The organism is Streptomyces sp. NL15-2K (assembly GCF_030551255.1).
Taxonomy (GTDB): Bacteria; Actinomycetota; Actinomycetes; order Streptomycetales; family Streptomycetaceae; genus Streptomyces.
Genome location: NZ_CP130630.1, coordinates 7,850,825 through 7,867,399, shown reverse-complemented (window position 1 = coordinate 7,867,399; position 16,575 = coordinate 7,850,825). Strand labels below are relative to the sequence as shown.

Sequence of the window (16,575 nt, the reverse complement as noted above, 5' to 3'; positions counted from 1 at the left end):
CTGGTCAGGTCCCCCGAGGCGCATGCCGGTTCGAACGACCGGCACGGGCAAGGTACTTGATGATTCAAGTGAGCAGACAGTCCTCAATGTGCCTGTATCGCAGGGGAGTTGGGGAGGTGACGTGCGGGCCCATAGCTCTGTGGCCTTCCTCAGGAGCCAGCGGTACAGGTCGGGCCCTCACGGTGCGGCGGGGGCGGGATCCGGGCGCCGGATGCGCTTGGCGAGCAGTCCGTGACGGGGTGCCAGGCACCAGGTGAGGACGAACAGGCCGGTGAGGACCACGACCACCGAGCCGCCCGCGGCCAGGTCGTAGGTGTACGAGACGTACAGGCCCGCGACGCTTCCGGCGCAGCCGATGAGCGACGCCAGCAAGGTCATCGCCCAGAGCCGTTCGGTGAGCATGCGGGCGGCGGCCGCGGGAGTGATGAGCAGGGCGAGGACGAGGATGTTGCCGACCGCTTCCAGGGACATCACGATCGTCGTGGTCACGACGACGTAGAGCGCCAGGTCGAGCCGGAACACGGGCAGGCCCGCGGCACGTGCCGCCTCCCGGTCCAGGCTGACGGCGACCAGTTCCTTGCCGATCGCGAGCACGACGAGCACGAGTACGGCACCGATGGCGGCCACGGACCACACGTCCGACGCGCTGACCGCGAGGACCTGCCCGAAGAGGAAGGAGGACAGGTCGGTCGTCCAGCTGTCGCGCGTGGAGACCAGGACGATGCCGAGTCCGAAGGCGAAGGCGAAGAAGACGCCGATGACGGTGTCCTCCTTGAGCCGCCGGTTCTGGGAGACGAAGGCGATCAACACGGCCGTCGTGATGCCGGCCGCGGCGCCGCCGAGGAGGAGGTTGCCCTCGAAGGCGTAGGCGAGCGCGACGCCGGGGAAGGCCGAGTGGGCGACCGCGTCGCCGATGAACGCCATGCCGCGCAGCACGACGTACACGCCCACCACTGCGCACACCAGGCCGATGACCGCGGCGACGGCGAACGCCCGCTGCATGAAGGGCAGGTGCCAGGGGTCCGTGAGGAACTCGATCACGCTACGGCTCCGATCGCGCGGTCCAGGCCGAACGCCCGCAGCATCTTGTCGGGATCGGCGAGGAGTTCGGGGCCGCCCTCGGCGACGACCGTGCGGTTGATCAGCGCCACCCGGTGGCAGGTGCGGGCGGCGGCCGCCAGGTCGTGGGTGGTCATCAGCAGCGCCCTGCCTTCCCCGGCCAGCCGGCCGAACAGCTCGTTCAGCAACTCCTGGGTGGGTACGTCGACTCCGGTGAACGGCTCGTCCAGGAGCAGGATGCGCGGGCCGGCGGCCAGGGCGCGGGCCACCAGGACCCGCTGCCGCTGGCCGCCGGACAGCTCACCGACGGGCCGCCGGCGCAGTTCGGCGAGCCCGGTCAGCTCCAGCGCCTCGTCCACCGCCGCCCGGTCCGCCGCGCGCGGGCGGCGCAGCCAGCCCATCTGCCGGGTGCGGCCGGTGAGAACCGCTCCCGCGATGTCGATGGGGAAGTCCCAGGCGAACTCGTGCCGTTGCGGCACGTATCCGATGCGCTGCCCGGCCTTACGACCGGTCCGTCCCTCGACGGCCACCTCTCCCCCGCCCAGCGGCACCAACCCGAGGACGGCCCGCAGGAGAGTCGTCTTCCCGGCGCCGTTGGGTCCGATGAGCCCGACGAGCTCGCCCGCGTCGACGGTCAGGTCGGCCCGCTCCAGGGCGGTCCTGCCGCCGAGGACGACGGTCGCGCCGGTGACCCGCAGCAGCGGGTCCGATCTGTCAGCCACGCGCGGTCCTCCTTCGCCGGGCGGCGAGGAAGGACGCGGCGCCCACGGCGGTGAGGGCGGCGGCGGCCGAGCCCAGGAGTACGGCCTGGCCGGCGCCGGTGGAGGCCATCGTGCCGTCGCTGGAGTCGTCGGCCGAACTGCCGCCCGTGGAGCCGGAGTCGGACGCGGAGCCTGCCGTGCCCGAGGAATCCGAGGACCCCGCGGACCCCGGGGAAGAGGAACCGGAGGACCCGGCGGTCCCGGAGGTTCCCTTGCCGGAGCCGTCCCCCGGCGTCACCTTGCCGGGGTCGGTGTCGCCGACCGCGAACGCCACCGTCTCCGTGTCGGAGACCTTCGTGCCGTCGGCCAGCGTGCCGCTCATCCTGAAGGTCAGCCGGTACGTCCCTTCCTCGGTGAACGCCCATCCGCCGTGCGCGTGCGTGTCGGCGGGCACGGCGAAGGCGTCCGGCACCCCGTCCTTGCTGTTGAACAGGACGTTCGCGCCCGACATCGCGTCGTACGTGTAGAGCGCGTAGGTACCTGGACCGTCGGCCTTGGTGAGTGAGAACTCCACACCCCCCTCGGTCGCCCCGGCCTCGATGTTGTCCGTCGACCAGCCGGGCCACAGCAGCCCCTCCTGCTGCACCTGGTCGAGCAGCCACACAGGGTCGCCGCCCTTTCCGAGGAACGAGAACTCCTCGCTCGCCGGGAGGGTGTTCTTCGCCGCGGGCTTGACGTGCAGGACCACGGAGGAGGGCTCCCGCCAGGTGGTCTTCCCCGAGACCGTGCCGTCCTTGATGTGGATCTGCAGCTTGTCGTCGACGACGCGGGCGGCGAAGTCGACGTGGCCCTCGTCGAGGACCTTCTTGTCGGAGACGACGTCGGTGGCAGCCGCGGTGGCGACCCGGGCGGTGCGCCGCTCGGCCTCGACCACCTCCGTCACGGCCTTCCCGGCGGCCGTCGGAGTCCGCGTCCCCTCGGCTGTTTTCTCGGCGGGGCTCTCCTCGGCCACCGGCTCATCCGGAGCCGTGCCCTCCCCCTCTGCCGTGTTCTCCCCCTCCGCCGTGTCCCCGACCACCACCGTGTACACGGTCCCGACGGACAGCTCGCGCCCGTCCGCCGCCGTGGCCTGGGCAGTGAAGATGACCTGGTATGTACCGTTCTCGCTGAACTCCCAGCGGGTCTCGCCCCGTTGGCCCACCGGCAGCTCGTGCTCGTCCGGCAGGCTGTCCGCGCTGTCGAACAGCGGCGCGTCCTCGGCGCCGTCGGCCGCCTCCTCGTACACCTTCAGGTCACCCGGACCGTCAAGCCCGGCCAGGGACCACTTCAGCGTGTCCCCGGCCACAGCGCCCCCGGGTACGCCAGTGGTGTCCCACCCGGGCGCCGAGGCGTCCGCCACGTCCGCGCTGCCGACCTCGATCGCATGGGCGCCGTCCGCCGGGTCCAGGGTCAGAGCCCCGTCCGCGTAGGCGATCCGGCCGAGGCCGGGCCCCGCTGCCGTACCGTCGTCCGCGACGGCGACCCCGCCTCCCGCCAGGGTGGCCGCGAGCACCACCGTCACGGCGATCCGCTGAATCCTCCGCGTCCTCCGCATGCCCCTCATCAGGCGTCCTCCCCCAGGCACTTGGCGAGCTCGGTCGCGTTGTGCCGCATCATCGATACGTAGTCGTGGACCTTGTCGTCGAAGGAGTCGCCGTAGATCGTGCAGATCCCGACTCCCTCGTCCTCGGCGACCCGGCGCAGTACGTCGGCGCGCGCCGCGAGGTTGGGTTCCAGGAAGACCGACGGGACCTTCTTCTCCCGGATGGTGTCGCCGAGTTCCTCGACCTCGGCCGCGCTCGGTTCCTGGTTGGGCACGGGCACGACGAAACCGGCGATCTCCATGCCGTACGCCTTCGCGAGGTACCCGAAGGCGTCGTGCGTGGTGATCAGCTTCCGGTTCTTCTCCGGCACGGTCGCGAGCTTGTGCGCGACCTCCTCGTCGAGGGCGCCGAGCGTCTTCAGATACGCGGCGGCGTTCTTCTCGTACGTCGCCTTCCCGTCCGGGTCGGCCTTGATCAGCTCGGCCTCGATCCGGCGGACGTACGCCCCGGCGTTGGCGACGTCCTCCCAGGCGTGCGGGTCCATGTCGCCGTGCACATGCTTGCCGATCACTGCCTGCGGCAGCACCCACAGCTCGTCGCCCGCCTCGCCGAGGAAGGAGTACGGCTCCTCCTTCGGTACGGCCGCCTTGGCCCGGTCGGGCACGTCGAGCACCACGTCCTCGGCCGCGAGCCGCTCCGGCTCGCCGCTGGTGTCGTCGTCGGCGCGGACGTACACCTTCCCGGTCTCGGCGTTGAGCGCGACGTCGGCGTGCCCGCCGTCGAACACTCGCGCCGCCCCGGGTGCCTCGGCGTCGTCGCCGACGGTGAAGGTGAAGGTGCCGCTGCCGATGTCCTCGGTCTTCCCGTCGAGCGTCTCGGTCCGTCCCTCGACGGTCAGCCGGTACGTGCCGGGCGCGCTGAACGCCCAGTTGACGTGCGTGTGCGCCTCGGGCGGCAGGGTGAAGGAGTCGGCGTCGCCGAGGCCGTCGGCGGAGTCGATGTACACCTTGGGCGTACCGAGCGTGTCCGTGAGATACACGCGCAGCTCGCCGGGTCCCTCCAGCTTCGTGGCCGTCGTACGGACTTGGGAGCCGTCTCCCGCGACCTCGCCCTCGACGGCCCAGCCGAGCCACAGCACGTCGAGCCCGAGGTCCTCCTCCAGCTTCATGACCGTGCCGCCGTACTCCTCCAGCTTCTCGGCCACCTCGATCTTCGGCGCGGACTTCCTGGCGTTGGTGTGGACCATCTTCATGATCCCGGGCTCTTCGAGCAGCAGCCCGTTGCTGAAGACGACGTCGGCCTTGGCGACCTTGGCCGCGTCGCCGGGGCTCGGCTCATAGGAGTGCGGGTCGCCGTGGTGCGGCACGATCGAGGTGACGTCGACACGGTCGCCGCCGACCTGGCGGACCAGGTCGGCGATGATCCCGGTGGTCGTCGACACCCTCAACTCGGCGTCGGACGACCCGGCTTGAAGCCCGCTGCACCCGGACAGTGACGCGATGAGCGCGGCGGCTGCGGTGATGGTGGTGCGTCTGGGACGGCCCCGCATGGGGCTCCTCCTTCTCTCGAACACGACAGTGCCGCGTACGACGGACCGGGTGGCTGCCAGGCGCCGGCCCGTCGTACGCGGAGCTTTCACTGGGCGGTACGGCGACGTCGTACGAAGAACACCGCGCCGCCGCCCACCAGCAGGGCGACCAGGGCGATGCCCGCGATGACGGTGACTTGCGCACCGGTGGAGGCGAGGCCGCCGGTCGTCGAGGTGCCGCTGCCGCCGGTCGACGAACCTCCGCTCGTTCCGGAGGATCCTTGGGAGCCCGGGTCCGTCGCCGAGCCCGAGCCGCCGGCCGGGCCGGACCCGGACACCGGCGGGGACGCGGTCGAGGGCGCCGTCACGGTCGGGGGCGGGGAGGCCGACTCCGGCGGGCCGGCCGTCGGAGTCGCCGTCGGCTCGTCCCCCTCACCCGGCTTCACGGTCGACGGGTCCACGTCGTCCCCGACCACCCAGGCGATGGTCTCCGTGTCACTGACCTTCCTGCCGTCGGCGAGGGTGGCGCTGACGGTGAAGGTGGTGCGGTAGACGCCCTCGGCGGGGAAGGTCCACACGGTGTGGCGGTGGGTCGGTACGGACAGGTCGAAGCTGTCCGGCAGCCCGTCGGAGCTGTCGGCCTGCGTGATCACCTTGCCGAGCGCATCCTCACCGAAGACGCGCAACGCGCCCGGTCCCTGGAGGGCATCGAGCCGGAAGGCCACACGGCCGTCGATCTCGGAGCTCTTGAACTGGTCGGTGCTCCAGCCGGGCCAGATCAGACCGTCGAGCTGCTGGATCGGCAGCCACCACACGGGGGCGCCCACAGGTCCCAGGAACTCGTACCCCTCAGTGATCTTCCGCCTGGCCGCGGGCTTCACATGCAGCACGACCTCGTCGGGCTGGTACCACTCGTGGTCGAGGGCCGTGCCCTCCTTGATCTGGAACTGCAGCGAGCCGTCCACCGGGCGCGCGGCCAGATCGAGGTGGCCGTTGTCGATGACGTGCGCGGCCGGTGCGGTGGGCGTCGGGCTCGTCGAGGGCGAGGTACTCGACGGCGGCGGGGACGTCGGGGGCGTCGTGGGTGCCGTGGGTGTCGGGGGTGTCGGGGTGGAGCCGTCGCCCGGCAGTACGTCCTTCGGGTCGATGTCGTCGCCGACGACCACGGCCAGCGTCTCGGTGTCGGTGGAGCCGCCGCTGGTCACCGTGAACGTCAGCCGGTAGACGCCTTCCGCGGTGAACTGCCAGATGGGGAGCAGCCGTTCCTCGTCGCGGGGCAGCGTGAAGGTGCGCTGAACGGACGCGGCACTGCCGAGGTACGGGATCGCCGGAGCGTCCACGTTGTCCATCTCGGGGGTGTACGTGGCCATACCGAAGTCCCCGGGCCCGTCGTATCCGGACAGCGTGACCTCGGTGTCGCCGCCCGCCACGGAGCCGTTCCAGCCCGGCTCCGGCGCGAAGATGTTCTCCGCCTGCCAGCCGTTGAGCTGCCAGGTGTCCATGTTCGTCGTGCCGAGCGCGGTGGCCACCGGGTCCAGGGTGGACTGCAGGGACGACTGCACCGCGTGCAGCACCACGTCGGACGGCTCCCGCGTGACCGCCGTACCGCCGCTCCGGTCGTCGATCCGCAACTCCAGCTTCCCGTCGACCAATCGGGGCGTGAAATCGAGCTCGCCCTCGTCGAGCACGACGGCACCACCGGCGGCGCGGGCAGGCCCGCCGCCGCCGGCGGCGGCCAGCCCTGCCGCGCCCAGGAGCACCGCGGTCGCCGTGGTGAGAGCCGCGGCTGTGAAGGCGCGTCTGCCGCGCGTCAGGGCCCGCATCACGAGCTGACGACGACCGTGTAGGTCGCGGTGGCCTGCTCGGTCACACCGCCGACCGTGCCCTGGACCCTGAAGGTCAGCTGGTAGGTACCGGCCTCTTCGAAGGCCCAGTTGGCGTGGTTGTGGGTGCCGACTCCGAAGGTCCTGGACTTGAAGGAGGTGGTGGCGGTGTTGCTGTCGTACCAGCGGGTGCTGCCCGCGTAGACGCTGAAGTCCTCGGTGGTGGCGCCGTTGCGGGTGGCGCTGACCAGCCGGTAGGTGACCGTGTTGTTGGCGAAGACGCCCGTGGCCAGGTGCTCGGTGGAGATGCCCGGGAACAGCACGCCCCGGGAGTCCGCGACGAGTTCGTCGTCGGGCAGCAGCCACACCTGGCTGCCCGTTCCCAGCCAGCCGTGGCCGGGGTTGGCGACCCTGGCGGCCGCCGGCACCGCCAGCGTCACGTCCGCCGGCTCGTACTCGGTGTCGGTCTCCTCGTCGTGGACGTGCAGATGGAGATCGGCGCCGTCCCACTCGGCGTCGAGGACGTCGACGTGGCCGCTGCCGAGTGTGGTGGCGGCGAAGGCCGACGTGTTGAGACCGGCCGTGGCGAGCGCTGCGGCGGCGATGCCGGTGACGGTCAGCAGGCGTCTGTGGGTACGCAAAGGGAACCCCCCTGGGTCATGTTCATGCCCGCTCGGGCACAACAAAGACGATAATCGTTTTCATAAATGGTTGGCAATGAGATTGCCGTCCCTGGGCCAACTCCCGGGCTTAAAGGCGTATCAACGGGAAATGATGATCCCCGAACGGTTGTCTGAGGGGCTGCCGACGCTCGACGGTGTCGCTCGACCGCCGGGGGCAGCGGCCGCCGGTGCACGGAAAGGGGACCTGCCGTGCGTGCGCCCTTGTACCTGCAACCACGGCTGGAGCCACCGCTCGACTCGCTGCTGGCAGCCGCGCCCTTTCTCCACTCCCTCGCCGACGCCCTCGGCTCACCGCTCAACGTGCTGGTGCCCGACCGGATCGTGGAGAACGTCGCGGCGTTCCGCGGCGTCTACCGCGAGCACCACCTCACCGGCCGGGTGTACTTCGCGCACAAGGCGAACCAGGCGTCCAGCCTGGCGCGGCGACTGACGGCGACCGCCCCGGCCGCCGCGGGCATCGACGTGGCCTCGCTGAGCGAGCTGCGGCACGCGCTGGAGTGCGGCTTCACCTCCGACCGGATCATGGCCACCGGCCCCAAGGACCCCGAGTTCCTGTGGCTGGCCGCCCGCACAGGCGCCAGTGTGAACATCGATTCCCGTGCCGAGCTCGACCAACTGGCCGGGCTGATACGGCAGTACGACCTGCCCCGGACGGACGTCCTGCTGCGCCTGTCGGAGTTCGAAGCCTCCGCGTCCGCCGCGTCGGGCACGCGGGTGCTCTTCCGGCGCAGCCGCTTCGGCTCGCCGGTGCGGGAGGTGGACGCCCTGCTCGACGCGGTCGAACGGCACGGGGACGCGGTCCGGTTGACGGGGGTCGCCTACCACCTGGACACCACCGGGGTCGCGGAGAAGGCCGTAGCCCTGGAGAGTTGCGTCACCGTCATGGACGAGTGCCGCGCCCGCGGAATGGACCCGCGCGTGATCGACATCGGCGGCGGCTTCGGAGTCGGTTATGTCGCCGACGCCGGTCAGTGGGAGCGCTACACCACCGAGCTCGCCGAGGCCGTGCTCGGGACCAGCCCCGCCATGACCTGGCGCGGCCACGGCTACGGGTGGCGCAACGAGGGCGGCACACTGCGCGGGGCGCCGGCGCTCTACCCGGCCCACCGGCCCACCGCGGGACCCGGATACCTCGACGAACTGCTGGCCCACCCCGCCCCCACCTCGGGCCGGCCGCTGGCCACCCTGCTCCTGGAGCACCTCTACGGCCTCGCCTGCGAACCGGGCAGGGCGCTGGTCGACCAGTGCGGACTGTCGCTGGCGCGGGTGCTCGACGTGCGCCGTACCGGCCAGGACTCGGGTGACCTTCTGGTCCGCCTCGGCATGAACGCCGGTGACGTGAGCCTGGAGGAGCACGGTGTTCTCGTCGATCCGGTTCTCGTCCCCCGCCCTGGAGCGCGGAGCGACGCCGACGACGACGGACCGGTGGGGGTCTATCTGGCCGGCAACCTGTGCCTGGAGGCCGATTTGATCACGCGCCGCAAGGTCTTCCTGCCCCGGCTGCCACGCGCGGGAGATCTGCTGGCCTTCGCGAACACCGCCGGTTACGCGATGGACTTCCACGCCCACCACGCGCAGCGGCAGCCGGTAGCCCGCACGGTCGCCGTCACCCGGGACGGGGACTCCTGGCGTTGGTGCCTGGACGAGGAGTACTGGCCGATCACGGGAGTGGGGGGACCGTTCTCATGAGGTACGACAGCATCACGGAGGCCATCGGCAACACGCCGCTGGTGCGGATCGACCCGGCCGTGCACGGCCTGAGCCACATCGACCTGTACGCCAAGCTGGAGATGCTCAACCCCTTCGGCTCGGTCAAGGACCGGGCCGCCTGGAACATGGCCCGCCCCGCTCTCGCCTCGGCGGCGGAGCGCGGTGAGACGGTCGTGGAGCTGTCGAGCGGCAACACGGCCAAGGCCCTCGCCCTGCTCGCGGGGATGCACGGCCTCAAGTTCAAGAGCGTCACCAACCGGATGCGGGTGCCGGAGATCAAGGAACTGCTCCTGCTGCTCGGTGCGGAGATCGAGGAGCTGCCGGGGCAGAGCGAGTGCCTCGACCCGACCGACACCGACGACCCGCTGACCCGCTTCCACCAGGCGCTCGCCGGGCCGGAGAACGCGTATCTGCACACCGACCAGTACTTCAACCCGCGCAACACCGAGGCCCACGCCACGGGCACCGGCCCGGAGATCGTCAAGGACCTGGACGGGCGGGCGCCGGACTGGTTCATCGCCTGCGTGGGCACGGCCGGCTCCTCCACCGGCGTCGCCCGGGTACTGCGCGAACAGGACCCCGGCGTACGGGTGGTCGGGCTCGTCGCCCACAAGTCGGACTTCATCCCCGGCATCCGCACCATCGACGAGGTACACCAGGTGGGCCTGTTCGACCCGGCGACGTACGACACGATCGAGTCGGTGACCGCTGGTGAGGCCATCGACGGGATGCTGACGCTGATCCGCCGCTGCGGACTGCTGGCCGGACCGACCGGCGGCGCCGCCTATGAGGGCGCGGTACGCCATCTCCGTACGGTGGACGCGGAACTGGCGGAAGCCGGGGCGGCCGAGCGGCGGACGGCGGTCTTCATCGTCTGCGACCGCGCCGAGAGCTACCTCAGTTACGTACGGCAGCGCCGCCCCGAGCTGCTGGGCCGGCCGCCCCGGAAGAACTCCGCCGCGGCCCTCTCCGATGCCGAGGTGCGACAGCTTGCCACGGTCATCGGCACGGCGGACGCGCGGCGGTGGATCGAGGACGGCCGGCCGCGGCCCCTCGTGGTCGACCTGCGCGGGCCGCACGCGTACGCCGTGCTGCACATCGACGGCTCGGTCAACATCGCCGACGAGCTGTTCGAGGAACTCCTGCGCGGCGGCCTGCCGTTCAGCAAACGGCAGCCGGTGCTGCTCGCCTGCCCGATCGGCGAGAAGTCGGCCCGCTATGCCGCGCTGCTGACCCGCATGGGCCATCCCGACGTGCGCAGTCTGTCCGGTGGGATCGTGGCGTGGCGTGACGCCGGCGCCCCGCTGGTGAGGGACTGACTCCGTGCCCGGCACCGAACTGAACGAGCTGGCCGAATGGCAGCGGGAGCTGCGGCAGCAGTTCCCGATCATCGCCGCACACCCCGATGTGGCCTACCTGGACAGCGCGGCCACCTCGCAGAAGCCGCGGGCCGTCCTCGATGCCGTACAGACGTATCTGACGACGTCCAACGCCAACGCCGGGCGCGGCAGCTATCCGTGGGCCAACCACACGACGGCACTGGTGGAACGGACGCGGCAGCGCGTCAAGGAGTTCCTCGGCGACCCCGAACCGGAGCGCTCGGGCGTCCACTTCACCAGCGGCACCACCGAGGGACTGCGGACCGTCGCCCGGGACTGGCTCCCCGGCCTTGTCTCGGACGGCGACGAGATCCTCGTTCCCTTCGCCGACCACCGGGCGAACCTGGACCCCTGGCTGGAGGCCCAGCGACTGCTGGCGCGGCAGGGCGTCACGGTGCACCTGCGGGAGCTGCCGTACCAGGAGTCGTCCGGCGACTACGACCACCGGGCGCTGGCCGGGGCCGTCGGCACGCGCACCCGCTTCGTCGCCGCCACCCACGTCCACCACGTCTACGGCGGCGACATGAACGTGCACCGCATCCGCGAGGCCGTCGGCCCGGACGTCCCGATCTGTCTCGACGCCGCCCAGAGCATCGGCCACCTCCCCGTGTCCGTGGACCGGCTCGACGTGGACTTCCTGGTCTTCTCCGGCCACAAGGCGCTGGCCCTGCCCGGCTCCGGGGCCGTCTGGGCCCGCAACGCACCGGGGCGCGGGCCCGAGTTCCGGCCCGGCGGCTGGGACGGCACCCCCAACACCGTGGGCATCGCCGCCCTGGAGGCCGCACTCGACTGGCTGGAGGCCGCGGGCACGGACCGCATCGCGCGCTGGACCACGGCCCTCACGGCCCGGCTCACCGAGGGGCTCCGCCGCCTGGACCCCTACGAGGTCCTGGGCTGCCAGGCCAGCCTGGCCGCCGACTCCGCCGTCCAGCGGCGCCACGGCATCGTCACCTTCCGGCATCGCGACATCCCGTCGGACGACCTGGGCTTCATCCTGTACGACCAAGGCTTCATGGTCCGGGCCGACAGTCTGTGCCAGGCCGGTGCGGACAGGCGGGACGGCTCGGTGCGGGTGAGTCTCCATGTGTACAACACGGTGCGGGAGGTCGACCGTCTGCTGACCGTGCTGGCGACCCTGGAGGAGTAGCGTGAATGGAAATCGTTTCCAATAGTCGATAGGTTCTGAGCGTAGCCGGCGGTCGACGGACGGAAGAGGCGACGCGAACCCATGGGCGTAAGCATGGAAACGGCCAAACTGTGGGTGGAGCGCTGGGAACGCCAGCAGGAGCACTACGCCATCGCCCGCGAGGAGCGCTTCAGAGTCATCGCCGACGTCGTCGAGCACGTCGCGGCCCACCGGTCCCGGCCGTTGCTCCTCGACCTCGGCTGCGGCCCGGGATCGCTGGCCGCCAGGCTCGCCGCGAGGCTGCCGGACACGGAGATCGTCGCCGTGGACATGGACCCGGTGCTCCTGGAGCTCGGCCGGACCCATCACGCGGAAGCCGCACGCTATGTGGACACCGTGATCGGGGACAGCGGATGGACCGACGCCCTCGCCCTGGACCGCCCCCTGGACGCGGCCGTCTCGACGACCGCCCTCCACTACCTCTCGGAACAGACCCTGCTGCGGACCTACCGCCGGCTGGCGAGCCTGCTGCGACCGGGGGGCGCCCTCGTCAACGGCGACCACTTCCCCCTGGACGACCGGCGGTGCTCGGAACTCACCGCCCATGTGGGGCGACGACGAGCCGAACGATCCCGCACACGCGACCACGAGGACTGGGAGTCCTGGTGGAGCGCGGCCGCCCGGGCCCCGGAACTGACCGACCTGTTCACCGAACGCGAGAAGCGACAGGCCGCACTCGGCAACCACGACGGGAACGACAACGACCTGACACTCACCCGCCACATCGAACTGCTGCGGCAGGCGGGCTTTCGCCACATCACCACGGTCTGGCAGGTCGGCGACAGCCACGTCCTCGTCGCGCTCAAGGAATGACCCGGGCGCCGGAGTGTGACACCTCGGCTGGTCGCTGCGCTGTGGGGAGTGGGCCATGGGCCCCGCGGCACCCGCTTTCCCCCCGTGAGTGGGTGTGCACGCGCAAGGGCAGGCAGGCGCAACCCCCCGTCGCCTGTCTGCCCGGCGTGGGCCCTCGTCGGATCGGCTACACAGAGACCTCGTCCAGGAGCTGCGGGCCGTTGTTGCGGACGTCGTTGACGGCGGCGGAGACGGGCCGGGCCTGCAAGTGGCCGTTCGCGGGTTGGGTCAGCAGCGCGCGCAGTTCGTCCGGGTCCTGGCGGTGGGGGTCGAGCCAGGCGCCGTAGTGATCGAGCGTCAGGGCGAGTGGCATGCGGGGGTGCACGCGGCCGGCCGCGTCGGTGGCCTCGGTGGTGAGGATCGTGCAGGTCAGCAGCCAGGCGGCGGGGTCGTCGTCCCGCTTCACCGCCGGGTCACGCCAGTATTCGTACAGCCCGGCGAGCGCCATCACCGGCTCGTCGGCGGAATGGATGAAGTAGGGCTGCTTGCGGGCCTTGCCGGTGCCCTTGGTCTTGTCTTTCCCCTTGTCCTTCCCCTTGTCCTCCCCCTTGTTCTTCCCCTTGGTCTGCTCCCACTCGTAGAAGCCGTCGGCCGGCAGCAGGCAGCGGCGCTTGACGAAGGCGCGGCGGAAGGCGGGCTTGTCGTGCACGGTCTCGACCCGCGCGTTGATCAGCCGTGAGCCGATCTTCGGGTCCTTCGCCCAGGACGGCACCAGGCCCCAGCGCAGCGGCCGCAGCTCCCTCCGCACGGACGCGGACTCTCGCTCGTCGCGCGGGGTGCGCTCCAGAACGGCCCACACGTCGTCGGTCGGGGCCACGTTCCAGTTCGGCGCCAGCGCCTCCTCCGGGCGCCATTCGGTGACCCGGAACATCTGGACCAGGTCCTCCGGGCTACGGGTGGAGACGTACCGGCCGCACATACCGCCACTGTGCCACCGAACCCGGAACAGGTCATAGTGGTCGATATCCGTCCAGAGGTGTGTCGAGGGAGGCGGCATCCGTGGCCCGGCTGGTACTGGAAGACGAGGACCTCGTGCTCCGCCTGTCCTGGCGGGAGCGGCTCCTGGCCCGGCGCCGGGAGGTGCGAGTGTCTGTGGCGGACGTGAAGGACGTGAGGATCGAGCCGGACTGGTGGCGCAGCCTGCGCGGCACGCCGCGGGGCGGCGTGTGCCGTCCCGGTCACTGCCTGGGAGAGCGGCGCCACGCCCACGGCAGGGACTTCGTCGCCGTGCGCGCCGACGAACCTGTGGTCGTCGTGGACCTGTGGCCGTCCGCACCCTTCGCCCGCCTGGCCGTCAGCGCACCGGAGCCCGACGGTGAGGTGGTGCGGGACATCCGGCACCGACGGGTGGGCGAGAGGCCATGACCTGGGCCGTTGCCCGGGTGGTCAGGCGCCGAGTTCCTTCTGTTCGGCGCGGCTGATCTCGATCTTGCGGGGCTTGACCGCCTCGGCCACCGAGATGGTCAGCAAAAGGGGTCATATTGACAACAACCAGGCGCAGAACGGAATTTCTTGACAATCTAGGGCGTTAGTTCTTATTCACTTTCATAGGACGCGGAGGGAGGAGAGGACCATGGCACGTGCAGTGGGAATCGACCTCGGTACGACGAACTCGGTGGTCTGCGTGCTGGAGGGCGGGGAGCCCACGGTCGTCACCAACACGGAAGGCGCGCGGACGACGCCGTCGGTGGTCGCCTTCGCCAAGAGCGGCGAAGTGCTGGTCGGTGAGGTGGCCAAGCGACAGGCCGTCACGAACGTGGAACGGACCGTGCGCTCCGTCAAGCGTCACATCGGCGAGGCGGCCTGGCGGTTCCCCGACACAGGAAGCATCGACGGCAAGCGGTACACCGCCCAAGAGATCTCCGCACGGGTGCTGCAGAAGCTCAAGCGGGACGCGGAGGCGTACCTGGGCGAGGACGTCACCGAGGCGGTCGTCACCGTACCGGCGTACTTCAACGACTCCCAGCGCACCGCGACCAAGGAGGCCGGGGAGATCGCCGGCCTGAAGGTGCTGCGCATCATCAACGAGCCGACGGCCGCGGCCCTGGCCTACGGGCTGGACAAGGAGAACGACCAGACCGTCCTCGTCTTCGACCTGGGCGGTGGAACCTTCGACGTGTCGCTCCTGGAGATCGGCGAGGGCGTGGTCGAGGTCAAGGCCACCAACGGCGACACGCACCTGGGCGGCGACGACTGGGACCAGCGGATCGTCGACCACCTCGCCAAGCAGTTCAAGAACAACTACGGCGTGGACCTGACCAAGGACAAGATGGCCGTCCAGCGGCTGCGGGAGGCCGCCGAACGGGCGAAGATCGAGTTGTCGTCGTCCACCGAGACCACGGTGAACCTGCCCTACATCACCGCGTCCGCCGAGGGTCCGCTGCACCTGGACGAGAAGCTCACCCGGGCCCAGTTCCAGCAGCTGACCGCGGACCTGCTGGAGCGCTGCAAGGGTCCCTTCCACCAGGCCGTCAAGGACGCCGGGATCAAGCTGGCCGACGTCAACCACGTGATCCTGGTGGGCGGTTCGACCCGCATGCCCGCCGTCACGGAGCTGGTGAAGGAACTGACCGGCAAGGACCCGCACAAGGGCGTCAACCCGGACGAGGTCGTGGCCGTGGGCGCCGCCCTGCAGGCCGGTGTCCTCAAGGGCGAGGTCAAGGACGTCCTGCTGCTCGACGTCACGCCGCTGTCCCTCGGTATCGAGACCAAGGGCGGCATCATGACGAAGCTCATCGAGCGGAACACGACGATCCCGACCAGGCGTTCGGAGATCTTCACGACGGCCGAGGACAACCAGCCGTCGGTGCAGATCCAGGTCTACCAAGGCGAACGCGAGATCGCCGCGTACAACAAGAAGCTCGGGATGTTCGAGCTGACCGGTCTGCCGCCGGCGCCGCGCGGCGTCCCGCAGATCGAGGTCTCCTTCGACATCGACGCCAACGGCATCATGCACGTCACCGCGAAGGACCTCGGCACGGGCCGGGAACAGCGCATGACGGTCACCGGCGGTTCCGCCCTGCCGAAGCAGGACATCGACCGCATGATGCGCGAGGCCGAGCAGCACGCCGAGGAGGACCGGCGCCGGCGGGAGGCCGCCGAGACCCGCAACCAGGCCGAGCAGGTCGCCTACCAGACCGAACGGCTGCTCGCCGACAACGCGGACAAGATCCCCACGGACGTGAAGGGCGAGGTCGAGACCGCGCTGTCGGAGCTCAAGGAGACCCTCAAGGCCAAGCCGGCCGACGGCGAGGACACGGTTACCCTGCGCCAGGCGACGGAGAAGGTGATGGCGGCGGCCCAGAAGGTCGGCACCGCCATGTACGCCCAGGCCCAGGGCGGGCAGTCCGCCGCGGCCGGTGCGGGCGGCACCGCGGCAGGTGACACGGGCCAGGACGAGGACGTCGTGGACGCGGAGATCGTCGATGACGACAAGCGGCAGGAGGGTGCTGGATGACCCGCGCCGACGAGACCCACCGGCCTGGCGAACGCCCGCTGGCGATCGTCCGGGGCGAAGACCGGCGCAAGCCGGGCGGAACGCTGGAGCTGCGGCGCCGCGGCGACCTCGAGTCCCCCCGGCAGGCGGCGCCCTCCGACACCGATGTGCTGCGCAGGCAGTTGCGGGAGCGGACGGCGGACCTGCAGCGGCTGAAGTCCGAGTACGACAACTACCGCAAGCGGGTCCGCCGCGACCGCCGCTCCGTCGGCGAGATCGCGGTGGCCAACGTGCTCGCCGGTCTCGTGCCGGTGCTCGACGCCCTGGACGAGGCCCGCAAGCACGGTGAGGTCACGGGCGGTTTCCAGCGGGTCGCGGACCTGCTGGAGAGCGAACTCGCGGCGCTGGGCCTGGAAGCCTTCGGCACGCCCGGAGACCCTTTCGACCCGGCCCTGCACGAGGCCGTCTTCTGCCTGCGCGCCGGCCACGTCGAACGGCCCACCTGCACCACGATCCTCCGCCCCGGCTACCGACTCGGCGACCAGCTGCTGCGGCCCGCGCAGGCGGAGGTGACCGAACCGCCGGTTCCGGGCACAGGGTCGGGAACGCCGCCCGGCGACGGTGGGATGTGACGC

The 16,575-nt window shown here is 70.8% G+C and carries 14 protein-coding genes; 7 read left to right on the top strand and 7 right to left on the bottom strand.

Annotated elements, in window-relative coordinates; translation table 11 throughout:
- Window positions 1-177: 177 nt before the first annotated feature.
- From Q4V64_RS35615 to Q4V64_RS35590, 6 genes are all read right to left on the bottom strand, one after another.
- On the bottom strand, window positions 178-1,041 hold the full coding sequence (locus Q4V64_RS35615) for an anchored repeat-type ABC transporter permease subunit (RefSeq protein ID WP_124437437.1): 864 nt from the start codon (window positions 1,039-1,041) through the stop codon (window positions 178-180).
- Window positions 1,038-1,781 (bottom strand): anchored repeat-type ABC transporter ATP-binding subunit, encoded by a 744-nt coding sequence (locus Q4V64_RS35610; protein WP_124437438.1) that lies wholly within the window; start codon window positions 1,779-1,781, stop codon window positions 1,038-1,040. Before Q4V64_RS35610 ends, Q4V64_RS35615 begins: the two co-directional genes overlap by 4 nt.
- Window positions 1,774-3,363 carry a TIGR03773 family transporter-associated surface protein gene (locus Q4V64_RS35605; RefSeq protein ID WP_124437439.1) on the bottom strand — a complete coding sequence of 530 codons (1,590 nt, stop codon included), beginning with the start codon at window positions 3,361-3,363 and terminating at the stop codon, window positions 1,774-1,776. Before Q4V64_RS35605 ends, Q4V64_RS35610 begins: the two co-directional genes overlap by 8 nt.
- The gene (locus tag Q4V64_RS35600; RefSeq protein ID WP_124437440.1) at window positions 3,363-4,892 is read right to left on the bottom strand and encodes an anchored repeat ABC transporter, substrate-binding protein; all 1,530 of its coding nucleotides are present in this window, start codon (window positions 4,890-4,892) and stop codon (window positions 3,363-3,365) included. The genes Q4V64_RS35605 and Q4V64_RS35600 overlap by 1 nt, the downstream gene beginning before the upstream one ends.
- A gap of 86 nt (window positions 4,893-4,978) precedes the next feature.
- On the bottom strand, window positions 4,979-6,694 hold the full coding sequence (locus Q4V64_RS35595) for a choice-of-anchor M domain-containing protein (protein ID WP_124437441.1): 1,716 nt from the start codon (window positions 6,692-6,694) through the stop codon (window positions 4,979-4,981).
- Window positions 6,694-7,335: a choice-of-anchor M domain-containing protein gene (locus Q4V64_RS35590; protein WP_124437442.1), complete on the bottom strand. Its 642-nt coding sequence runs from the start codon at window positions 7,333-7,335 to the stop codon at window positions 6,694-6,696. The genes Q4V64_RS35595 and Q4V64_RS35590 overlap by 1 nt, the downstream gene beginning before the upstream one ends.
- Window positions 7,336-7,566: 231 nt before the next feature.
- Between Q4V64_RS35590 and Q4V64_RS35585 the strand changes: the two genes are divergently transcribed.
- The 4 genes from Q4V64_RS35585 (at window position 7,567) to Q4V64_RS35570 (ending at window position 12,465) form a co-directional block, all read left to right on the top strand.
- Window positions 7,567-9,066, top strand: coding sequence for a Y4yA family PLP-dependent enzyme (locus Q4V64_RS35585; RefSeq protein ID WP_253266722.1), 1,500 nt, complete (start codon window positions 7,567-7,569; stop codon window positions 9,064-9,066).
- A complete protein-coding gene (locus Q4V64_RS35580) occupies window positions 9,063-10,406 on the top strand; it encodes a pyridoxal-phosphate dependent enzyme (protein WP_124437443.1) in 1,344 nt (447 codons plus the stop codon). Before Q4V64_RS35585 ends, Q4V64_RS35580 begins: the two co-directional genes overlap by 4 nt.
- A gap of 4 nt (window positions 10,407-10,410) precedes the next feature.
- Window positions 10,411-11,613, top strand: coding sequence for an aminotransferase class V-fold PLP-dependent enzyme (locus Q4V64_RS35575; protein WP_124437444.1), 1,203 nt, complete (start codon window positions 10,411-10,413; stop codon window positions 11,611-11,613).
- A gap of 81 nt (window positions 11,614-11,694) precedes the next feature.
- A complete protein-coding gene (locus Q4V64_RS35570) occupies window positions 11,695-12,465 on the top strand; it encodes a class I SAM-dependent methyltransferase (RefSeq protein WP_348540815.1) in 771 nt (256 codons plus the stop codon).
- 166 nt (window positions 12,466-12,631) lie between these two features.
- Here the strand turns inward: Q4V64_RS35570 and Q4V64_RS35565 are convergent, their stop codons facing one another.
- Window positions 12,632-13,423: an SOS response-associated peptidase gene (locus tag Q4V64_RS35565; RefSeq protein ID WP_124437446.1), complete on the bottom strand. Its 792-nt coding sequence runs from the start codon at window positions 13,421-13,423 to the stop codon at window positions 12,632-12,634.
- An 80-nt stretch (window positions 13,424-13,503) separates the two neighbouring features.
- Here Q4V64_RS35565 and Q4V64_RS35560 point away from each other — a divergent pair, with 80 nt between their 5' ends.
- The 3 genes from Q4V64_RS35560 (at window position 13,504) to grpE (ending at window position 16,572) form a co-directional block, all read left to right on the top strand.
- Entirely contained in the window at window positions 13,504-13,869 is a 366-nt protein-coding gene (locus Q4V64_RS35560; RefSeq protein ID WP_124437447.1) for a hypothetical protein, read from the top strand.
- 208 nt (window positions 13,870-14,077) lie between these two features.
- Window positions 14,078-15,961 carry a molecular chaperone DnaK gene (gene dnaK / locus Q4V64_RS35555; protein WP_124437448.1) on the top strand — a complete coding sequence of 628 codons (1,884 nt, stop codon included), beginning with the start codon at window positions 14,078-14,080 and terminating at the stop codon, window positions 15,959-15,961.
- Window positions 15,958-16,572 (top strand): nucleotide exchange factor GrpE, encoded by a 615-nt coding sequence (gene grpE, locus Q4V64_RS35550; RefSeq protein ID WP_124437449.1) that lies wholly within the window; start codon window positions 15,958-15,960, stop codon window positions 16,570-16,572. Before dnaK ends, grpE begins: the two co-directional genes overlap by 4 nt.
- Window positions 16,573-16,575 lie beyond the last annotated feature (3 nt).

Coding starts and splice junctions, on each gene's coding strand:
- grpE (WP_124437449.1), top strand. CDS start 15,958: ATGACCCGCGCCGACGAGACCCACCGGCCTGGCGAACGCCCGCTGGCG.
- Q4V64_RS35580 (WP_124437443.1), top strand. CDS start 9,063: ATGAGGTACGACAGCATCACGGAGGCCATCGGCAACACGCCGCTGGTG.
- Q4V64_RS35570 (WP_348540815.1), top strand. CDS start 11,695: ATGGGCGTAAGCATGGAAACGGCCAAACTGTGGGTGGAGCGCTGGGAA.
- dnaK (WP_124437448.1), top strand. CDS start 14,078: ATGGCACGTGCAGTGGGAATCGACCTCGGTACGACGAACTCGGTGGTC.
- Q4V64_RS35595 (WP_124437441.1), bottom strand. CDS start 6,694: ATGCGGGCCCTGACGCGCGGCAGACGCGCCTTCACAGCCGCGGCTCTC.
- Q4V64_RS35565 (WP_124437446.1), bottom strand. CDS start 13,423: ATGTGCGGCCGGTACGTCTCCACCCGTAGCCCGGAGGACCTGGTCCAG.
- Q4V64_RS35600 (WP_124437440.1), bottom strand. CDS start 4,892: ATGCGGGGCCGTCCCAGACGCACCACCATCACCGCAGCCGCCGCGCTC.
- Q4V64_RS35605 (WP_124437439.1), bottom strand. CDS start 3,363: ATGAGGGGCATGCGGAGGACGCGGAGGATTCAGCGGATCGCCGTGACG.